Source organism: Helicobacter saguini, assembly GCF_000762875.2.
Taxonomy (GTDB): Bacteria; Campylobacterota; Campylobacteria; order Campylobacterales; family Helicobacteraceae; genus Helicobacter_A; species Helicobacter_A saguini.
The window spans coordinates 19624-40161 of record NZ_JRMP02000012.1 but is presented as its reverse complement, the minus strand read 5'-3'; the positions used below and the strand labels follow the sequence as shown (position 1 = coordinate 40161).

General features: G+C 36.8%; 21 protein-coding genes and 2 pseudogenes. 13 read left to right on the top strand and 10 right to left on the bottom strand.

Going from position 1 to position 20538, the window contains the following annotated elements; all coding sequences use genetic code 11:
• Positions 1-10: 10 nt before the first annotated feature.
• Together argJ and LS64_RS07980 are read right to left on the bottom strand one after the other, a co-directional pair.
• The gene (gene argJ / locus LS64_RS07985; protein ID WP_081948327.1) at positions 11-1330 is read right to left on the bottom strand and encodes a bifunctional glutamate N-acetyltransferase/amino-acid acetyltransferase ArgJ; all 1320 of its coding nucleotides are present in this window, start codon (positions 1328-1330) and stop codon (positions 11-13) included.
• A gap of 48 nt (positions 1331-1378) precedes the next feature.
• Positions 1379-2560 (bottom strand): cation:proton antiporter, encoded by a 1182-nt coding sequence (locus LS64_RS07980; RefSeq protein ID WP_034572156.1) that lies wholly within the window; start codon positions 2558-2560, stop codon positions 1379-1381.
• Between the two features lie 277 nt (positions 2561-2837).
• Between LS64_RS07980 and fabZ the strand changes: the two genes are divergently transcribed.
• The 7 genes and pseudogenes from fabZ to LS64_RS07950 all read left to right on the top strand — a co-directional run bounded on the left by fabZ (position 2838) and on the right by LS64_RS07950 (position 9162).
• Positions 2838-3314 (top strand): 3-hydroxyacyl-ACP dehydratase FabZ, encoded by a 477-nt coding sequence (gene fabZ / locus LS64_RS07975; RefSeq protein ID WP_034572158.1) that lies wholly within the window; start codon positions 2838-2840, stop codon positions 3312-3314.
• Positions 3315-3328: 14 nt separating this feature from the next.
• Positions 3329-4735 carry a hypothetical protein gene (locus LS64_RS07970; RefSeq protein ID WP_034572161.1) on the top strand — a complete coding sequence of 469 codons (1407 nt, stop codon included), beginning with the start codon at positions 3329-3331 and terminating at the stop codon, positions 4733-4735.
• Positions 4735-5112: pseudogene (locus LS64_RS13655) on the top strand (hypothetical protein); the annotation flags it as partial. The gene LS64_RS07970 and the pseudogene LS64_RS13655, both read left to right, overlap by 1 nt.
• Before the next feature lie 354 nt (positions 5113-5466).
• Positions 5467-6165, top strand: a pseudogene (gene lpxA / locus LS64_RS13295) (acyl-ACP--UDP-N-acetylglucosamine O-acyltransferase); the annotation flags it as partial.
• Positions 6158-7432: an ATP-dependent protease ATP-binding subunit ClpX gene (clpX, locus tag LS64_RS07960; RefSeq protein WP_034572164.1), complete on the top strand. Its 1275-nt coding sequence runs from the start codon at positions 6158-6160 to the stop codon at positions 7430-7432. The pseudogene lpxA and the gene clpX, both read left to right, overlap by 8 nt.
• A gap of 303 nt (positions 7433-7735) precedes the next feature.
• Complete coding sequence (locus LS64_RS07955; RefSeq protein ID WP_034572167.1) at positions 7736-8428, top strand: hypothetical protein; 693 nt, start codon at positions 7736-7738, stop codon at positions 8426-8428.
• A gap of 23 nt (positions 8429-8451) precedes the next feature.
• Positions 8452-9162: a formyltransferase family protein gene (locus LS64_RS07950; RefSeq protein WP_034572170.1), complete on the top strand. Its 711-nt coding sequence runs from the start codon at positions 8452-8454 to the stop codon at positions 9160-9162.
• On the opposite strand, the gene lhgO is transcribed toward LS64_RS07950, so the two are convergent.
• Positions 9149-10369, bottom strand: coding sequence for an L-2-hydroxyglutarate oxidase (gene lhgO, locus LS64_RS07945; protein ID WP_202391524.1), 1221 nt, complete (start codon positions 10367-10369; stop codon positions 9149-9151). The genes LS64_RS07950 and lhgO overlap by 14 nt on opposite strands.
• 226 nt (positions 10370-10595) lie before the next feature.
• Between lhgO and LS64_RS07940 the strand changes: the two genes are divergently transcribed.
• Positions 10596-11198, top strand: a complete 603-nt coding sequence (locus LS64_RS07940) for an MBL fold metallo-hydrolase (protein WP_034572173.1) — start codon at positions 10596-10598, stop codon at positions 11196-11198.
• 20 nt (positions 11199-11218) lie between these two features.
• Positions 11219-12238 carry a BspA family leucine-rich repeat surface protein gene (locus LS64_RS07935; protein ID WP_052062510.1) on the top strand — a complete coding sequence of 340 codons (1020 nt, stop codon included), beginning with the start codon at positions 11219-11221 and terminating at the stop codon, positions 12236-12238.
• Between the two features lie 409 nt (positions 12239-12647).
• On the opposite strand, the gene LS64_RS12450 is transcribed toward LS64_RS07935, so the two are convergent.
• Complete coding sequence (locus LS64_RS12450; RefSeq protein ID WP_160659356.1) at positions 12648-12794, bottom strand: hypothetical protein; 147 nt, start codon at positions 12792-12794, stop codon at positions 12648-12650.
• Positions 12795-13014: 220 nt separating this feature from the next.
• Here LS64_RS12450 and LS64_RS07930 point away from each other — a divergent pair, with 220 nt between their 5' ends.
• Together LS64_RS07930 and LS64_RS07925 are read left to right on the top strand one after the other, a co-directional pair.
• Positions 13015-13479, top strand: a complete 465-nt coding sequence (locus LS64_RS07930; RefSeq protein WP_034572175.1) for a hypothetical protein — start codon at positions 13015-13017, stop codon at positions 13477-13479.
• Positions 13469-13774, top strand: a complete 306-nt coding sequence (locus LS64_RS07925; protein WP_034572178.1) for a hypothetical protein — start codon at positions 13469-13471, stop codon at positions 13772-13774. The genes LS64_RS07930 and LS64_RS07925 overlap by 11 nt, the downstream gene beginning before the upstream one ends.
• Before the next feature lie 126 nt (positions 13775-13900).
• On the opposite strand, the gene LS64_RS07920 is transcribed toward LS64_RS07925, so the two are convergent.
• Complete coding sequence (locus LS64_RS07920; RefSeq protein ID WP_034570316.1) at positions 13901-14182, bottom strand: helix-turn-helix domain-containing protein; 282 nt, start codon at positions 14180-14182, stop codon at positions 13901-13903.
• Positions 14179-14499, bottom strand: a complete 321-nt coding sequence (locus LS64_RS07915) for a type II toxin-antitoxin system RelE/ParE family toxin (RefSeq protein WP_034570318.1) — start codon at positions 14497-14499, stop codon at positions 14179-14181. The genes LS64_RS07920 and LS64_RS07915 overlap by 4 nt, the downstream gene beginning before the upstream one ends.
• Positions 14500-14729: 230 nt before the next feature.
• Between LS64_RS07915 and LS64_RS07910 the strand changes: the two genes are divergently transcribed.
• Entirely contained in the window at positions 14730-15464 is a 735-nt protein-coding gene (locus LS64_RS07910; RefSeq protein WP_034570321.1) for a hypothetical protein, read from the top strand.
• Positions 15465-15482: 18 nt separating this feature from the next.
• Here the strand turns inward: LS64_RS07910 and map are convergent, their stop codons facing one another.
• From map to LS64_RS07890, 4 genes are all read right to left on the bottom strand, one after another.
• Positions 15483-16241: a type I methionyl aminopeptidase gene (gene map, locus LS64_RS07905; RefSeq protein ID WP_034570324.1), complete on the bottom strand. Its 759-nt coding sequence runs from the start codon at positions 16239-16241 to the stop codon at positions 15483-15485.
• Positions 16242-16527: 286 nt separating this feature from the next.
• A complete protein-coding gene (locus LS64_RS07900) occupies positions 16528-17142 on the bottom strand; it encodes an FAD-dependent oxidoreductase (protein ID WP_034570328.1) in 615 nt (204 codons plus the stop codon).
• 270 nt (positions 17143-17412) lie between these two features.
• Positions 17413-18192 carry a hypothetical protein gene (locus LS64_RS07895; RefSeq protein WP_034570331.1) on the bottom strand — a complete coding sequence of 260 codons (780 nt, stop codon included), beginning with the start codon at positions 18190-18192 and terminating at the stop codon, positions 17413-17415.
• Between the two features lie 117 nt (positions 18193-18309).
• A complete protein-coding gene (locus LS64_RS07890) occupies positions 18310-19506 on the bottom strand; it encodes a GDP-L-fucose synthase family protein (RefSeq protein WP_034570366.1) in 1197 nt (398 codons plus the stop codon).
• 280 nt (positions 19507-19786) lie between these two features.
• On the opposite strand from LS64_RS07890, the gene LS64_RS07885 reads away from it, so the two are divergent.
• On the top strand, positions 19787-20530 hold the full coding sequence (locus LS64_RS07885; protein WP_034570334.1) for a hypothetical protein: 744 nt from the start codon (positions 19787-19789) through the stop codon (positions 20528-20530).
• Positions 20531-20538: the final 8 nt, after the last annotated feature.

The window sequence follows — 20538 nt, the reverse complement described above, 5'->3', positions numbered from 1 at the left end:
TCTATAAAACCTACGACCTATAATCCGCGTTGATTTTAATATAGTCATAGCTTAAATCGCAGCCCCACGCCTTTGCCTCTTCCTTGCCATCATTTAGATTCACTATTATTCGCACTTTTTGCGCACCTAAAACTGAACGCGCCTTTGTCTCGCTAAATTTCACTCCCACGCCTTGCTTTACAATCTCCACACTGCCCTTTTTAGATTCAAAGCTTAAATCAAGTTTGCCCGCGTCAAAGTCGCTATTGCTATAGCCCATCGCACAAATTATTCGCCCCCAGTTTGCATCCTTGCCAAAAATGGCGGTTTTAACCAGATTTGAGCCGATAATCGCCTTGCTTAACGCCCTTGCCTGAGCCTTATCACGCGCCCCTTTTACCACGACTTCTAGCAAATGTGTCGCGCCCTCGCCATCTCTTGCGATTTTTTTGGCAAGATTTACGCACACCTGCTTTAGCGCATTTTTAAAGGTCTCATAATCCTTGCCCTTTTTATCAATTAGCGCATTTCCAGCCTTGCCATTTGCAAGCACTATCGCCATATCATTCGTGCTAGTGTCGCCATCCACGCTTATTTGATTGAAACTATCATTGACCACTTCGCTTAGCGCGTCATTTAGCAAGGCTTTATCAATCGCGGCGTCAGTTAGTATGAAGCCTAGCATAGTCCCCATATTAGGATGAATCATCCCGCTGCCCTTTGCCATACCCCAGATTCTAGCCTTGACTTTCGGGGTATCAGCGTTCGTAGATTCTAAGGCAAACTTCACACCAAAAGTCTTTGGATAAGTATCAGTCGTCATTATCGCGCGACTTGCCTGTTTTATAGAATCTTTACTCGCCTTTTTATTGCCAACTAGCTTTGGTATCGCCTTTAAGATTCTATCCATAGGCAGCTGCTGCCCGATAACGCCTGTGCTTGCAAGTAGTATGTTTGTAGAATCTACGCTAAGATTCTCGCTTAATCCACGCGCACAAATAATGCAATTTTTATCGCCCTGCAGCCCGGTGCAAGCGTTTGCGAAGCCTGAGTTTATCATTATGGCGTGAATGTTATTATCAATTACAGCCTTATTATAAGAAATGCAGGCTGCCTGCACCTTATTTTTCGTCCAAACACCCGCTGCCACACACGCACTTTTGGAGTAAATCAACGCCAAATCAAAGCGATTTTTATACTTTATATTCGCCTTAATGCCTGATAGTTTAAAGCCCTGCGGGAGTGAAGGCGTCTTGCTAATCTTGCTGCTTTTAGATTCTATAGAATCTTTTGGAGTAGCACTTACCTTAGCCTTTTTAGATTCTATAGAATCTTCTTTCACATCTTGCATATTTCAATCCTTAAAAAATGTTAAAAACCTTTATTTTATCATAAAATCTTATTTAGAATTTTTACCATCCCACATATAATACAAAATCTTAATCACAATTGTGAAAAATATCCCTTCAAATATGGCGGCGATAATAAGCGAGTAGTATTGCTCATTGCTTATTGCGCCTAGTTTCAACCCTAAAGAAGCAATAGCGACTAAGAAAGTCAAAGGCATACAATCGCTAAGGGCAAAAAGTAGTGTATTTTTAAACGTGCCAAAATACCTTAAAAACGAGATATTTGCCGATACCAAACGCACAAAAAGCATCGCAAAAACAATATAGATTCCATTTAAAACAATATCAAAATCACTCAAAATTAGCCCCAAATCTAGCGTGCTACCCACATAAATAAAAAACAAAGGAATAAAAAAGCCAAAACCTATATCATTTAGTTTGCTAATCATATCGTGCTTATACGCAAAAAAAGTCGCAATGACCACTCCAGCGATAAATGCGCCCAGCACCTCCTCAATATCCATAAAAGTCGTAATGCCGATAAGCACGAAAAATAGCATAAATGAAAAGCGAATATCTTGATTAGCATTGCCACTTTCAGGCATAAACCACAGCTTAAATCTAGGATGCCACCAAAAAATAAGACGCGAAATGCGAAACACAATCACACACCCAAGAATGAAAAGCCCAAGCAGGATAAATGGCTCATAAAAACTAAAACTATATATAGAATCTAAATGCCGCGAGTAGCCATTCTGCACGACCACAAGGGCTGTGATACTCACTAGCTCACCTAAAACGCCGATTTTAAAAGCGGTATTTAGCCAGTCCTGCTCCTTGCCATAGTCACGCAGCAGCGTCACAATCATCCCAAGGCTCATCACAGGGAAAATCGCCACATAAATCGCAGGCAGCCCAAACCCCACCACAATCGCAATGCTAAAGCCATAAAGGCAGACAAAATAAATCACGGCTTTTTTATAAAATTTTGCCCCAAGACTACGGAAACTACGCAAATTCACCTCCGCGCCAGCTAGTAGCATAAGAAAAAGGAAACTGATGTGCGAAATGCTCTCAAAGCTCTCACTCCTTTGAATCACGCCAAGAAATGCCGCAAGACTGCCTAGCATAATCTCAATTACCGCAACAGGAATCTTGCTTAGACGGCTTAAGGGCGGGGCAATCACAATAAGGAGTGCAACGATGCTAAGGTATAACAAATCATTTTGCATTTAGTTTTTCACTTTTTAGGGTTTTAGATTCTGTAATTAAAAGGGTATTTTATTATAATTTTGTGGGGTTTTGAGAATATAAAATCCACAAAAACAGGCTCGATATTTAAAATAAAATCTCAAAAATCATAAGATATACACACAAAAATACGCAATTTTAGAATTTATGTGTTACAATTAGTTTTTATTTTTAGCATTAAGGTTTTGGCTTTGGTGCTAGAATGTATAAGTTTTTTTAGATTTAATTACTATTTTACTAACTTTTTAGGTTTTGAGAATGAGTGAAACAAGTTATGGGCGAATTGACATTGATAAGATTTTGCAGGTTTTGCCGCATCGTTACCCTATGCTTTTGGTCGATAGAGTGCTTGAATTGCACGCACACAGCGACATTACGGCGTATAAAAATGTGACGATAAATGAGCAGGTTTTCACTGGGCATTTTCCGCGTGAGCCTATTTATCCGGGCGTGATGATTATTGAGGGGATGGCACAAGCCGGTGGAATCCTGGCGTTTGTTAGCACTTGGGGGCTTGATTTTACCGATATGCAGGACAAAGTTGTTTATTTTATGACGATTGATAATGTGAAATTTCGCGTGCCTGTAAAGCCCGGCGACCGACTGACCTATAAAATGAAAGTGTTAAAACAGCGAAGTAGCGTGTGGCAGCTTGAGGGCAAGGCGTATATTGATGATGTTTTAGCGAGTGAAGCAGAACTCAAAGCTATGGTAACTGAATCTAAAAATAAATAAGGAAAAATATAATTATGAAACTTAAAAGTTATGATTTTTATAATATTATAGAATCTAGATTCTGTAAAGATTTGGATTTTATGTGGGGATTTGTGAAATCTAAATTGAAAGATTCTATAAAGTTAGCTAGTTTAGAATCTAGATTCTATAAAACTATTGAATATAATAATTTAGATTTTAAAAAAAATATAGAATCTAATATTTTAAACAAAGGAAATTCGCAAGGACAAATTTTCTTTAGATTCCAAAGTCCCACCCATTCCCACCCATTGAAATACAAAGAAAATTTGTCCTTGCGAATTTCTACAAATAAACAAGATTATAAAGAAAGGTTAGGAAATATAGAATCTAGATTCTATCAAAATATCGAAAATAATAATTTAGATTCTAAAAAATTAGAAATTATAGAATCTAATATTATACAAAATTCGCATTCGCACTTTTTAGCTCAATCTATTCCCACCCGACCACCCTTTTTTAAGATTAATATAAAAAGTGCAACTGCAAATTTTGATAACGCACAAGATTATATAGAATCTAGCAACTTGAATTCTAAGAAATTACAGAATCTAGATTCTAAAAACATCAAAGAACCCACCCCCCAACCCCCCTCCACAAGGGAGGGGGGTTATTCTCCTTCAACGTTTAAAGAAAGAAAAAGCACAATTAAAGATATAGAATCTAAAATAAAAGATTCTAAGAAAAATAAAATAGATGTTTCGCTAACGCTCAACATGACAAAAAAAATAGAATCTAGATTCTATAAAAATACTGAATCTACTAATTTATATTCTAAAAAAATTATAGAATCTAAAATTATAAAAAGCGTGGATTGCCACGAAAATTCTTGCGAAAATTCTTGCAATGACAGCAAAGATTCTATAAAAAACACAGAATCTAAAAAAGCGAATTTAGATTTTAAAAACAAACGAATAAAAACGTCAAGCGATAGCTTGACAATTAATGGAGACGTGCGAAGCACGAACCTTGTAAGCCCGCCTGTCGCGCAGTGTCAAAAAAGCGGAAACAACGCACGCAGTAGTGCGGGCGTCCGCTTTTTTGCAAAGCGACAGATTAGCGGGGCTCGCCCCTTAGTTGAAAAAAAAGCGGCGGCTTTTTTTGGTCTAAGGGGCGCGGGGTGGGGATTAAGATTTTTTTGCGCAATGTGTAAAAATACATCTCATAACGATATATTGAAAAATAGCGACTTTGGAAAAGTAGATTCTATAGAATCTAAGAAAGCAGATTCTAAAGAAAAATTAGGAAAATTAGAATCTAGATTCTATAAAAATACTGAATCTAGTAATTTATATTCTAAAAAAGTTATGGAATTTAATTTGCAAGATTCTATAAAAGTATCTAATTTAGAATCTAGATTCTATAAAACTTATGAAATTTATAACTATAAAAAGGCTGTGTGATGGCAGATTCTAAACATAAGCGTTATAAGCACAATGAAAAGCATAATGACACAAAAAAAGATTCTAAAGTGGCTCAAGAATCTAGAAATGTGAAACCTAAAAATGTGGAATCTAAAATACATATCGATAAAGCGGCGAAAGTGGCAAAGACTGCGATAATAAAAGGGAATGTGAATATAGAATCTGGCGTAGAAATTTGCGATTATGCTGTGATTAATGGCACTAATGGCGATGTGAAAATAGCCGCGAATGCTAAGATAGAACACTCCGCTACAATTAATGGAAATGTGAAAATAGGGAAAAATGCTAGGGTTGGAAGTGGGGCTGTGATTTGTGGGAATGTGGAAATTAAGGAGAATGCGAGTATTAGCAATGGGGCTAGTATTTTTGGGAATGTTAAGATTAGTAAAGATTCTAACATTGCAAATTTTGCTACGATTGTGGGCGATGTGGATATAGAATCTAGCGTGTTTGTGGGTGCTCATAGTGTGATTAGCTCGGTTACGCATATTGATTATGCGGAGTTTATTAATAACGCACATAATATGGAATCTAGGAATGCAGATTCTAAAGAAAATCACGCTAATCAAAATTCACAGAATCTAGATTCTAAAAACGCCCAAGATTCTAAGAAATTACAAAATCTAGATTCTAATATCCTTTCGCCCACCCACAACCCTATTAAAGAGAGCCAAACGCCCCACCACAACAACACAAAAAACCACATCACAATCGGCGCGAACACCTACATTTACAACAACGTAAGCATTTACGGCGACACGCAAATCGGTAAAAATAATAAAATCTTCCCAAACGCCACGCTTGGCACGCCACCGCAAGATTTAAAATATAATGGCGAGAAAACCACGCTCCAAATCGGTGATAATAACTTAATTCGTGAATCTTGTATGTTTAATCCGGGCACGCAGGGCGGCGGCAGTCTTACAAAAATCGGTAATAACAATCTATTTATGGCATTCGTGCATATCGCCCATGACTGCATTATCGGTGATAATAATATCCTTGCAAATAACGCCACGCTTGGCGGTCACATCGTGATTGAAAACTATGTGAATATCGGCGGTATGACGCCTGTTCATCAGTTTGTCAAAATCGGCGAGGGTGCGATGATTGCCGGGGCGTCTGCGTTGTCCCAAGATATTCCGCCCTATTGTATGGCAGAGGGTAATCGCGCTAAGATTATCGGCTTAAATCGCTTTCGTATGCGTAAAATTATGGAACGCGACATTATAGATTCTATTGATGCGTTGTATAAAAGGCTTTTTTCTGGCGAACAGCCCTTGAGAGACCTTGCGGCGATGGAGCTAGAGGTCGCCAAAAGTAAAAAAAATCCACACATTATAAAAATCTGCGAATTTATCTTAGAATCTACTCGCGGAATACCATTTAAGAGAGGCGAAAATGACTGAAACATGTAGCTTTTGCAATAAGCCAAAAAGCAGGGCAAATCCCATCGTGTCAAGCAATGAGAAAATCACAGGGCTAAAGGCTTATATATGCCGCGCTTGTATCGAATTTATCCACGAGGAGTTTAAGAAAAGCAAGGGCGAGAGTAGCGATATTATGCAAGATTCTATTCCTTCACCAAAGGAGTTAAAGGAGCATTTAGATGAGTATGTCGTAGGGCAGGATAGGGCAAAAAAGGTCTTTAGCGTGGCTGTGTATAACCACTACAAACGCCTTTTGCACCAGCAAAAAATGCTACTTAGCCACAATAAAATTGTGAATCTTACAGACCTTGAAGAAAATGTCGAGCTATCAAAGTCAAATATCTTGCTTATCGGTCCTACAGGCAGTGGGAAAACGCTTATGGCGCAAACTTTGGCTAGATTCCTAGATATTCCCATTGCAATTAGCGATGCGACGTCTTTAACAGAAGCTGGATATGTGGGCGAAGATGTGGAAAATATCTTAACGCGTTTGTTACAAGCGGCAAATTATGACTTAAAAAAGGCTGAAATGGGCATCGTTTTCATTGATGAAATTGATAAAATCTCAAGATTAAGTGAAAATCGTAGCATTACACGCGATGTTAGCGGTGAGGGCGTGCAGCAGGCGTTGCTAAAAATAATTGAAGGCAGTAGCGTAAATATCCCGCCAAAAGGGGGGCGAAAGCACCCAAATCAAGAGTTTATAAAGATTGATACGAGCAATATTTTGTTTATTTGCGGGGGCGCATTTGATGGGCTAGAGGAGATTATCAAGCGAAAGCTTGGCAAGAATGTTTTGGGCTTTGATTCTAATGCAAAAGAGCAAATCACGCGTGATAATATCATCCATCAAGTCGAAACCGATGACCTTGTTAGCTTTGGGCTAATCCCTGAGCTAATCGGGCGGCTACACATTATCGCCACGCTAGATTCTATAAGTAAGGAAGCGATGATTTCAATCTTAACGCAGCCTAAAAACGCGATAATAAAGCAGTATCAAAAGCTTTTTGAGCTTGATGGTGCGCGTTTGATTTTTGAGGATGACGCACTAGAGCGAATAGCTGAGCTTGCTATGGAGCGAAAAACTGGGGCGCGTGGGCTTCGTGCAATCGTGGAGGACTTTAGCCTTGATATTATGTTTGACTTGCCAAATCTAAATGGCTATGATGTAATCATCACTCGCAAAGTCGTAGATAAAGAGGAAAAACCCATCCTAATAAAAAAGAAAAAAAGCAAAGCGGTGTGAATGGTGTGAAATACACCCCACTTTTTAAAAAGCGTTAGATAAAATAGAATCTAGATTCTATAATCTCATATAATTTTAAGATTCTAAAAATCTTGTTTTAAATTTTTGCTTTGTTCAAATCCTAATCGCCCACCTACCGCCCTTTTTAAAAACGTGGATAGAATCTAGATTCTATAAATATTTTTCAATATTAACTTACAAATGTGTGGATGGATAAAATCCAAATATTAAACAAATCTTAAAACTTTCCATATAAAATACGCTACTTATTTTCACTAAAATTAATGATTTAAGGGGTTTTAAATGCCGCAGCTTTTTGGGAGTGCGATTTTGGCGTTTGTCGCAAATGGTGTGCTTTGGTATTACTTGCTAGGTAAGCTTCCTTTGGCATTGCTACTTTCGCATGGCATTAAGTTTTTGGTTAGCTATGTGCTGGCGTTTTTTGTGATGGCGTGGCTGTATCACTCCATTGAGCTGGCGCGCCAACGTGGCGTCTCATTCCTAGATTCTATCATTAATGGGATGAAACTGCCCTTTTTGCACGCCCTAACAATGTCAATTATTGTTGTGTGCGTTTATATTGCGTTTTTATTTTGGAGCAAGGATTGGGTGTATAATGTGAAGCTGCTTGCGATTATTGTGGTGGTTGGCGGGGGGATTTACTTTTGGGCGTATGCGAATTTGAGCGTGTTATATGAGGATGATTTGGAGCAAAATTATCCGTTGCATAAGTTTATAGGTTTGGCGGTGTATTACTTTGTGGCATCGATATTTTTGACCCTGCCTTTTAAGATTCTAAAAGGCATTTTTTATGATTTTCCGCGTGCGACTTATAGGCGGAAGGTTGAGCTAATATTGCTAGTTGGCATTATCGGTGGGGCGATTTTTGCGGTGGATTATTTGATGATGAAGGGCAAACTATGGAAAACTAGCGTAGAATACGCAAGCGATGTCTTTGAAGACGAGGATGATAAAAAAGGCGGGAAAAAGAAATAGAATCTAGATTCTAAAGGAGAAATATGCAAAGTATAAAAGCTATGATTTTAATAAGTGGTAGTGGGACAAATATGCAAAATTTGATACTTTCTTGCCATAAAAAGAGTATATTTGAAATAATGCAAAATTACAAGTTAGAATCTAATTTGCAAGATTTTTTACACAAAGATTCTAAAGATTCTATAGAATCTAAAAACAACATAGATTTTTTAAAAAAAACAAATATCGAATTTATCGAGGTTTTAAGCAATAAACCTGAAGCAAAAGGACTGCAAAAAGCACAGAATCTAAACATCCCTACAAAAATTATAGAATCTAAAGGCAAAAAACGCAAGGAATTTGATGCGATTTTAAGCCAACATTTAAACGATTTAGAATCTAAGAGCGATTTAAAATTTGTTTTATTAGCCGGATTTATGCGTATTTTAAACCCTAGTTTTTTTTTAAATCTTAGTAAAAATCTCATTCTTTTAAACATTCATCCTAGCTTTTTACCGCTGCATAAGGGTGCGCATGGAATCCTTGATAGCTTTAATGACACCAACGATTTTGGTGGTGTAAGCGTGCATTATGTAAGCGAAATTCTTGATAGTGGCGCGATTATCTTGCAAGAAAAACTGCCTAAAATTAAGGGCGAAAACTTAGAATCTTTTGAGGCTAGAATCCACAAACTAGAGTATGAAATTTACCCAAAAGCCTTTGTGAAAGCCATTTTAGATTCTATAAATTTGTAATTTCTGCCTTTTTATTAACCATAGAATCTACCTTTTCTAAGATATGCGCGCCGATTGGGATAGCCGATGTGGCGGCGGGACTTGGTGCGTTACATACAAATATCGCACGATTCGTATTGACAAATAAAAAGTCCTCAATTAGTTTGCCATCATTGCTTACCGCTTGAGCGCGCACACCTGCTGGATAAGGGTTTAAATCAACTTTCGTCAAAGATGGGCAGTATTTTTGCACTAGCTTTAAATAGCCATCTTTAAATAGCGAGTTTTTTAGCTCCTCTAATCCTGTCTTAAAATTATCCTTAATAACCTTGCGAATGCCCTTGTGCTTTAGCATTTCAATGATATAAGGCAGCGAAATATCAGTCTTTTTATACCCCTCGCGTTTGAAAGCCAAAACCGCATTAGGACCAACGGTTACGCTACCATCAATCATCCGCGTCAAATGCACGCCCAAAAAAGGCACGCTCGGGTCTGGGATAGGGTAAATGAGATGTTTCACAATGTTATTATGCTGGGGGCTAAGCTGATAATACTCGCCGCGAAATGGGCATATCACAAAGTCCGGGGCGATGTCTAGCATACTCACAAGCCTATCGCTTTGCAGTCCGCCACAAGTAATCAAATACTGCCCCTCAAACTGCCCCTTATTCGTCTTAACCACAATGCCATTTGTGTGTTCGGTCAAGCCCACAACCTGCGTATTTAGGAAAACCTCGCCCTTAGATTCCATAAATCGCCTCATCATAGCCTTAGTCACCTCAGTGTAACTCACAATGCCACTACTAGGGAAAAAAATGCCGCCAACACCGATGATATTAGGCTCACGCGCCCTTAGCTCATTAGAATCTAGCCACGTCCTTTCAAGCCCATTTGCCTCCGTCCTATCCCACAGGGCTTTCATCCGCTCCATTTCGACATCGTTTGTCGCAACCAACATTTTGCCACAAATATCGTATTTTATGCCATTCTCATCGCAAAAATCCTTAGTCGCCTTATTCCCCTCAAAGCAAAATTTCGCTTTGAGACTACCCGGCGTATAATACACACCAGCGTGGATAACGCCGCTATTATGCCCTGTTTGGTGCTTTGCGACATCGCTCTCTTTCTCCAAAACCGCTATTTTGCTATCTGGCAGTTTTTTTTGCAACTGCATAGCGACCGACATACCGATAATCCCGCCACCCACGATAATAAAATCATAAATCATTTTAAGCCCTTTGTTGTTTGTATAGAATCTAGTTTTGTTTTTAGATTCTAACTTGCTCTTTTTAGAATCTAATTTTGTTTTAGAATCTTTGTTTTTATAGAATCTAAAAAGCTACATTGTATAACTTTTAAACTTAATTCATTCTTAATTTTGCCATTTATGCGAAATAGATTCTAAAATGTGTTAAAATGATACTTTATTTTATTAATTTTATAAAGGAGTTACAATGAAAATAAAAAAAATAGCAAGTGGTGAGTATCAAACTAATACTTATGTGCTTGATTTCGGCGAGTTTGAGTTTGTGATTGACCCAAGTTTTGCGCTTAATTTTGTGCTAGAAAATACCAAAAATTTAAAGGCGATATTGATTACGCATGGGCATTTTGACCATATTTGGCAGGCTGGAATGCTGCGTGATAAAACCGGAGCGAGAATTTATTGTCCAAAGCAGGATAATTTTATGCTTGAGAGTGACTGCTTTGAGCTTGGTCTAACGCCCTTTGTAGCGGATTTTTATGTGGATAATAATAAGGCTGTTAAAACGCTAAATATTGAAGGCGTGGATGTGAAATTTTGGCATTTCCCCGGACATACGCCCGGCTGCAGCGTCATTGAGATTAAAGGGCATTTTTTTAGTGGCGATTTTGTGTTTAGGCGAAGTGTGGGGCGCTGCGATTTCCCTTACTCAAATCCGCAGGATATGAAAGAATCACTGCAGCGTTTTATGGCTATAGAATCTAACTTGCCCATTCACCCAGGACATGGCGAAGATACAAGCGTAAATGCGGAAAAGCTAAACATCCCAAGCTGGATAAGATATATAGATTAGAATTTTTAAAGTAAAAAGTTATGAAAAAGTTAATTTTTATATTATTTATTATTAGTTGTATGCAGGGCGATTTTTTAGAATCTAAATTAGATTCTAAAGACAAAAAATATCACCCAAAAAGCAGAGATGAATTAGTGGGATTGCTAAATCAAGTCGAGCTAGAATACATAAAAATTTATACCACTTTAAACATTGATAAAAAAAATAAAGATAATATAGAATCTATTGTTTCATTTATTGAAGTGCCAAGGATAAAGCGATTTCTTATAGGATTAGATGAGATTGATACTAGTGAAGTGGATGATATGAGTTTTTTATTTCCTGATTTTATGGTGTGGGTGGATTTGTCACCACTAGATTGTGTGTATCACGATTGCAGGGACATAAAAATCATAGATTATTTGAATAACAAAGTTAATAATAAAAGACAGGCATGCAAAATATTTCCTCATCATTTTGCATTTGATTATTTTGAAAGTTTGGATTTCACAACTGATGAGATTCTATCAATCATAGATGTTTATAAACTGCCACTAGATAAAAATCTATATGATGTTCTCAAAATAAGGTTAGCAAAGTTAGATAAACTAGATTCTAAAGATGTAGAAACAATAAGTATGCAGTTATCAAAAAAGATTGCAAAAATGCAGCATAATTGCTTAAATCACGCTATTTTACGCGATAGCTATGCTGGGATTAGCTCTTGGGATGTAGGAAATGTGAAAGATATGAGCTATATGTTTTATCAAAATGAAAGCTTTAATGAGAATATACAATCATGGAATGTTAGCAAGGTAGAAAATATGTATCAAATGTTTGGCTATACACAAAAGTTTAATCAAGATTTGAACTCATGGGATATTAGCAATGTAAAGTTTCTGCATAATATATTTTTCAAAGCACAAAGTATGGAGACTAAAAATATATTAAAGTGGCTTAAGCTGCAAGATTCTAACATTTCTAAAAAAGCAGATTCTAAGGAAAAATCATTTACTACAGAATCTAATTTACCAACATTAGCAAAGGACTTAGGAATTTGATTTAGTTAAATCTTTTAAAAGCACATTTAAGAATCTAGATTCTATCATATTCACTTGAGATTATGGAATCTAGATTCTATCCATTCGCAAAAAGGTGGTGGATGGGCTTAGGCAAAAATGTAAAATATAACTCTTAATAAACAATATAAAATTCTTAGTAATTTTATTGATATATTGTAATTATTGTATTATTCTTTAAAGTGAAATGTTTTCTATCCACTAAGAAATGTTAAAAATTTTTTACATTTTAAGAATCTAAATTATTTATATAAATAAATAAGATTTATTCTTAAATTTAAGTTTGATTTAAGGTTAAATGTGATATAGTGTGAATACCACTAAAATTTTTAGTTGGTATTTTAAAGTGAATGTTATGAAAATCGTAACTTCAGTGTTCTTGGATTTAATGTTAAGTTAAAGCTAATGTAGATTCTATAGAATCTACCCTAACGCCCACCCGCCACCCTATCGATAAATTAGATTCTATAGAATCTAATACAGCCAAGATAGAGCAAAGCGATGCAAACTTTTTATTTAATAATGTGGAAACTAGCAAAGTTGCCGTGTTAAACGAACAAGAGCTAGGTGAAACTAAAGGTGAATTTTGGGGTGCTATTGTAGCAGCAGCGGCTCTAATTTACACAATAGGTGAAGATCACAAGTGGTGGTAAGATTACTATCAGTAATGATTCTAACTTAAAAACGGCAAAAAGGTGTTGTCATATAAATATTAATTTATATGATTTCATTTCTTAATTTATAATGAGGAGTAAATAATGAGAGAATTATTTAGGAAATCATTTATTGCGTTAAGTCTTGTGTCTGCCTTTGGTGTTAGTGCCTCTGCTTTTTGTTTTAATAACGGCTGTTATACAGGTGGTGTGGGGATAGGTGGCGTTTATAGCGATTTGGGTGGCAATGATAGTGCGAATGCGAATGCTTATGGTGGGTATATAAGTGCGTATGGGCAAAGCGTTTATTTTGGTAGGCTGCTAGCTTATGGTGGAGTTACTTTTGGTAGTGGGGCGATTAATAAAAATGGTGCTAACATGCAGGCTTTAGGTAGTCGCAAGGTATATTTTGCGTGGGAGGGTTTGCTTAAAGTGGGCTTTAATATAGCCTCTAAAGATAAGCCATTATTTATTAATTTACAAGCTGGGGCTGATACTATTTTAAATAGGAGTTTTGAAAGGGCTTTATTTTTCGTAGGGGCGCAAGCTAGATGGTCGCTTGCCGCTTAATACTAACTTTGCCCTTAATTATTCTCTTGGATATGGATGGATTGTAGCGGGTAATTATACATTTAATGATATACGCTCTCACTTGAGTGGGTATAATCAAAGGATACACGCATCTTTAGGTTTTGATGTTAGGATAAGTGAAAATTACGCCTTTTATCTAAAAGCTATCGGTAGGTATTATGGATTGCAAGATTCTAAAAGTGTAGTCTTGGATGCCGCCGCAAATACAAGTATCTCCTATCCAGCGGCTAACTCATATAGTGTAATGCTTGAACTAGGTGTAAAAGGGATATAAGATTCTAAACTAACTTATAGAATCTAGGTTTTTGTTATTGCTTTTTGCAATGCAAAGGCTTATAATAGTGCTATTAACCTTTATCTCTATTATAAACTATGGAATCTATTGTTTATAGAATCTAGCTTAAACAAACTCAACCCTTAGCTTCTTACCAAGTGCGTTTGCATACGCCTTTAAAGTCGCAAAACTAGGCGAATTTTTCGCATTCAAGCTCTCAAGTCGAGAAATACTACTTTTAGTCGTATTCATCTTTTTTGCAATCTCTTCTTGCGTCATATTCGCGGCTTTACGCAAAGAAATTAGCTTACTTTTTAACTCAAATTCATCGCTTAAACTATCATAAATCGCCTTTACTTCAGGCTTTTTCAACGCTTCTTTTTTAAACTCTTTAAAATCTTTTCTCATTTTATCTCCTTTGCTCGTTTTAGGGCTAAATCTAGCTCTTTTTTTGGAATCTTTTGGCTTTTTTTAATGAATGTATGCAAAATTACAATTTCCTTATTTTTCACGCTTACAAAAATGCTTCTAGCGATGCCTTCAGCCCCTTTAGCACGAAACTCAAATAAGCCATTTTTAAGCGGTGCAGAATAAGGCTTCCCAAGATTCCCGCCATAAATTTGGGCTAACTCTAAAATTCGCAATAAATTTGCCAAAATGCTAGGCGGCAAATTCATCGTTTCGCTATAAACATTATCATTAAAAAAAGTAATTTTGTAATTCATCTTAAAATGTTACCATATTTGCTAACTTTTGTCAAATATTAGAATCTAGTTTCAATTTCCCTAACAAAATGTTAAAAAAACTTTACGTTTTTGCCAAAATGTAAAATAACTTTAACATTTCTATACTTTTAGATTCTATAACTTTATAGATTTTTAATTATTATAAATGCAATGTTAATAATTTATTAGTTATAATTATTTCGCAACCAAAAAACATAAAGGAGTGAAATATGAAAAAGTTTGGTTTAAGCATTGTTCTAGCTTCAGCTTTAAGCATGGGAGCAAATGCTGCGTGTATCAGCAATAATACTTGCTATATCGGTGAAGCGGGCGTTGGCGGCTTTTATAGTGGCTTTGGTGGGAATAATGATGCAAGTGCAAATGCGTATGGTGGGTATTTTAAAATCGCGTATGATGGGGTGTATCGCAATAGGTTTTTGTGGGGGAATGAAGTTGCCGTTGGTGGCGGTATGCTGAATGTGAGTGGTGCGGCTCTAAGTGGTATCGCACAAAGTAGCGGATATTTTAATTATGAGATTTTGATTAAACTTGGGCTTAATGTCTCTAGCGTGCGTGCGCCGCTGTTTGTAAAGGTTCAAGTAGGGCTTGATAATATTGAAAATAAGGGCAGTCTAAATCGCGATTTGTTTTACACTGGGCTAGAGCTGGATGGTCGCGTGCCGCTTAGCTCACGCGTAGGGCTTGATTATAACCTGCGGTATGGATGGATATTTGCGGGTGGGTATAATTTTGGCAATTCGGCGAATTCCTTTTTGACAGGGTATAATCATAGGATACAAGCAAGTCTTGGCTTTGATGTGAAAATGACGGAAAACACCGCATTTTATCTAAGGGCTGTGGGGCGATACTATGGGCTGCAAAATTCTACTGCGGTAAATAATGTAAGCTATCCTGTGGCAAATGGCTACTCAGCTGGACTTGAGCTAGGCTTTAAAGGGATATAAGATTCTAATTTATAGATTCTATATTCTAGTCAAAATCTCCGCCCTGTTGTCAATGATAGCAATCGTATGCTCGTGATGGCTTGTGCGTTTGCCATCAATGCTTACCACCGACCATTTATCAGGCAGGATTCTCACTTCGCCACTTTTTTGACACACCATCGGCTCAAGGCAGAAAACCATACCATTTTTGATTTTTGGACCGCTGATTTTGACACCATCATCAAGGTAATTTGGTATGCTAGGCTCAGCGTGCGGGGTCGTGCCAATGCCATGCCCGCAGAAATCACGCAGCGGCACAAAGCCCCTAGATTCTATATTTTCTTGCAAAATCGCGCTAATTTCCTTAAATCGCATCCCAGCTTTTATAGAATCTATAGTTGCTTGAAGCGTTTGCAAGGAGCAATCCATTAGCTTAGAATCTTGTGCTGACACCTCGCCGATACCGATAGTTATCGCACCATCGCCGTAGTAATTTTGATACTTCGTGCCGATGTCAATGCCTAAAATATCGCCCTTTTTCAAGCGATAATCCGTAGGAATGCCATGAATTACAATCTCATTTAGCGACAGACACGCGGCATTTGGGAAGCCATACAAGCCTTTGAAACTAGGAATCGCATTTAGGGAATAAATCTTATCCTCAATAGCCTTATCAAGCTCTAATAGGCTCATTTGCTCACAGGCGATGCTCTTTGCATAATCAAGCGTCACCGCCACGATGCGACTAGCCTCACGCATAATCTCAAGTTCTTTTTTATTTCTAATTGCAATGCTCATAATGTTAAAAACCTTTTTTATTTTGGTAATTTTAACAAAAATTTGTGGGGTTTTGTGCTGTGCTTAGAATCTGTTTGTTTAAACAAGGCGATACAAACAAGATTTATGATAAAATATTTTTGGTCTTAACACACCTTTAGAATCTAGGATTCTATACAACCTTTTTCAATCTCTATAACATACTTAGATTAAAAAATAAACGCCCTGTTTTTCAATAGCAAAAATGCGTATATTGTAGAAATTATGGAGTTTACAATGCAAAAAACAATTAAAGCAATAGTGCTAACTACTTATACACAACCTTAACTTCTCTGCTAGATGGGACGTCATGCACGATTGCTACTTCGCCTTTAATATCGCTTAAAATAGCGCACGCTGCCTCTGTCGCACTACCGATAGCCGCACCTACCATTGTTGTTACACCACTTGCAAGACCCGCGACATATACGCCATCTTTTACCTGCTGTCTGCCACTCCACTCAAGGCGGATTTTGTTTGGCTTATTCATCAAATTGTGCGGTTTTACGATGTCGCCTAAGCCCTTAATGTTAAAATGACCCGCACCAGTCGCCAAAATCACATAATCACTCTTAAAATCAATGCCACTGCCCTTAGTGTGCAAACTGCCCTTGCTACCGCTAATGTCAGTCACTTCACCATCGACATATTTTACATGCAACATAGAATCTATTTGCCGTTTAGTATGCTCGATAATCTCCTTATACTCCACGCCACGCGGGAACATCGCCACATTATAAATCGCTACATTTTTCAAATCCGCCTTGCCCTCATCAATAATCGTAATCTCAAAATCTAGCTCTTTATTTTTCGCTGATGCTAATACCAAAGCCGCTGTAAGCCCTGCAATAGAGCCACCTACTATAACTACTGATTTTTTCATATTTTTCCTTTTTGTTGAAATGAGTTTAGATTCTATCAATAATAGTTAAATCAATGGGAAATTTAAAACTATATTTCATAATCTTTCAAAATACCACATTAAGTTTCAGTGATTATTTAAAACCTAAAAAAGTGATTGCAAAGGATTTAGCTTTACTTTTTAATTTTTACTATATTTTTTTTTTTTACGGAAAAATATAACCGAATTTAAAGCTGAAAGCTTACATGGATAGACAATCAACGTTATGTAACTCTAGTTAAATTATAGAATCTAATTTCTAACATTCATACTTTTAATACTATAAACCCCCAAAATAAATAGAATCTGCGCTATAAAAGACAAAATGGATGAAAATAACACAAGAAACAACCATCCCATCCCACCATCAAAAATAGATGCCAAATTCAAACCATTCCACAAAAGCGATGATATAAAATACACAAAAAAAATCGTTATAATCACATCAGATGCGACTATAAACTTAAACGCGCGCATAAAAACCTCCAACCCACTAATCTGGCGAAACGCATCCGCAATCTTATACTGCAAATACATCGTATAAATCATAAACGCCAAGCTAATAATCCCGCCAAATGCAGCACTCAAGCCCCTTAAGCCCACATTATCACTATCCATCACGCTAAAAAACAAAATCACAATAAACACCACATACATCACACACAAAATTATCCCAGACACAAAGTAGCGAAATAGCGGCGTGCACGTGAAATTACTAAGCTTTTTAACACCCACCAAAAAATAAATAGTGGCTACCAAACCAATAAAATTTATAATTGTAGGGAGCATACTAACATCATTTTTTGTCGCATACTGCCTATTTATCTCTCTATCAAGAAACTCACTATAAGGGTTTGAATAAAAGCGATAGCTAGAAAAACTCTCCACATCTTCATCACTCCCAACGCCACCTACAAATATGCTAAGTAGCACGCACACATAATACACGATTAAACCTACAAGTAGCATTTTCCTAATCTTACGTGCAATCTCCGCGTTAAAATCATCCTTAGTATCTAAAATTATTGTCATCTTTGTCCTTTCTTGGAATCTACTTATTAAATCTTATCTTATTATTACATAAATGTTTCCTGCTTATCTAATTTCTTCTACTATTTCACACAAATTATATCCAAAAACATTTAGATTCTATAATTTCAAATAATTTTCATATACGCTTTTTATCCCTTCACGCAAGGAAATTCGGGGGGTGAAGCCTAGTTTATTTAGCTTTGAGCTATCCATTAGCTTTTGGAATGTGCCATCTGGCTTAGTTTTATCAAAAATTATTTCGCCTTTAAAACCCACGATTTCACGCACAAGCTCCGCTAATTCCTTAATGCTAATATCCTCGCCAAAGCCCACATTTATGTGTGTGTTACGCACCTCTCCCTTTAAATTTCCAGTTTTTGTAGGATTAGCAATTCTAGTATCGTGCGTAAGATTCGCGGGTTGTGCAGATTCGAGCAAGGAGATAGAACTTTTGGGTTCATCGACGAAGTGAGAATCAAGCTCCCGCGAAGATTGCGCACGAGACGAATTGCACAAATCAGCAAAATCCACATTTTGCATAATAAACACACTAGCCTCCGCCATATCATCGCTATGCAAAAACTCACGCCGCGGACGCCCACTGCCCCACACACCAACAGATTCACTACTAATATTAAACTCATTTAGAATCTGCATCATAGAATCTTTAGAATCTGCTAGTTTATCGCGTGCTAAATCTCGCTCAACAGAAGCAAAATCGCCATTTGCAAGGAGTTTCGCAAGGTGAAATTTGCGTATCAAAGCAGGCAAAACATGCGAATTTTTAAGGTTAAAATTATCGTTATTTCCATACAGATTTGTCGGCATAATGGAGATGAAATTCGTGCCATGCTGCAGATTAAAGCTCTCGCACATCTTAATCCCCGCGATTTTAGCGATGGCATAAGGCTCATTTGTGTATTCTAACTCGCTTGTAAGCAGGCAGGATTCACGCATAGGTTGTGGGGCATTTTTGGGATAAATGCACGAACTCCCTAAAAACAAAAGTTTCTTAACTTGGAACTTATAGGCGTTAAAAATTACATTATTTTGAATAGTTAGATTCTCAAAGATAAAATCAGCGCGATAAGTATTATTCGCCAAAATCCCGCCAACTTTAGCCGCCGCAAGGAAAACAAACTCAGGCTTTTCTTTCGCAAAGAAATCACGCACCGCATTAGAATCTAGCAAGTCTAGCTCACTTCTATTTTTTAAAATCAAATTAGTGAAACCCTGCTTTTTCAAAGCATTTGTAATGCTACTACCAACAAGCCCATTATGCCCAGCCACAAAGATTTTAGAATCTTTTTTCATCGTAGTTTTACTCATTTTTTGCCTTTAGAAAATAAAATTATTCAACAGATGATTTGATAATCATATATTACATAAAAATATTTTATTAGGATTTAATATTTTTATTTTACACAATAAATACATAAGACTTGGCGTTTGGAATCTAATGGATCATAAAAAGATTCTATCATTTTTAAATATTCCATAAATTGCTGAAAAAGTATTGACTTTTTTTTTGTGTTAAGATTTTTATAGAATCTAGAAACATAAAATCTAGAAATTTATACACAAAGGTTGAAAAATGAATAATTTTAAGGAATGGGCTGTATCTTTTAGTGGCTGTGATGGCGGTGATATAGGTAGTGAGAGTGCGCCTAGCATTTGGGTGTGTGGCATTGAGCCCGGCGCGAAAAAGGGCGAGTATGAGAGTGACAAAGAATACATTGAGACGCTTAAAAAGGATATGGCACACACTTTTAGCGATGTGAATTTTGGCTATGATAAGGAGTGGGCAGCTACGCAAGACAAATATCCATTTAATCGAAATATTTGCAAGATTTTGAGTGTGATAGATGGCGGCAGTGCGAGCGATTATAAGAAATTTATAGAATCTAAGCTGCCTTTTAGCGATTCTTCAAAAGGGTATTTTAAGATGAATTTGTATCCGCTCCCTTTTAGCAATCAAGATTCTAAAAACGCTTCAAATGCCGTGATTAAGGAGCTTACAGGCTTTAATAATGTGAAAGAATATGAGGATTTTATCCGCACAAATCGCTTTCCTTTTTTTAATGATTTAGTGAAAAAATATGCGCCAAAGCTTATAATTTGCGTGGGGCTTGGTTTTAAGGATGATTTTATTAAGGCGTTTGGCGTGGATTCTAAGGTTAGTGAAGAAAAGATTAATGATAAAAGGCTTTTGCATTTTAAAGGTGGAAAAAGCCTTGTGGTGATTTTGCCTTTTGTGTCTGGGACGCCTAGTGGGCTTAATAGTGATGATGATTTTAGCAAGTTTGGAGCGCGAATTAGAGAGCTTTTGGCAAGTTAGATTCTTTA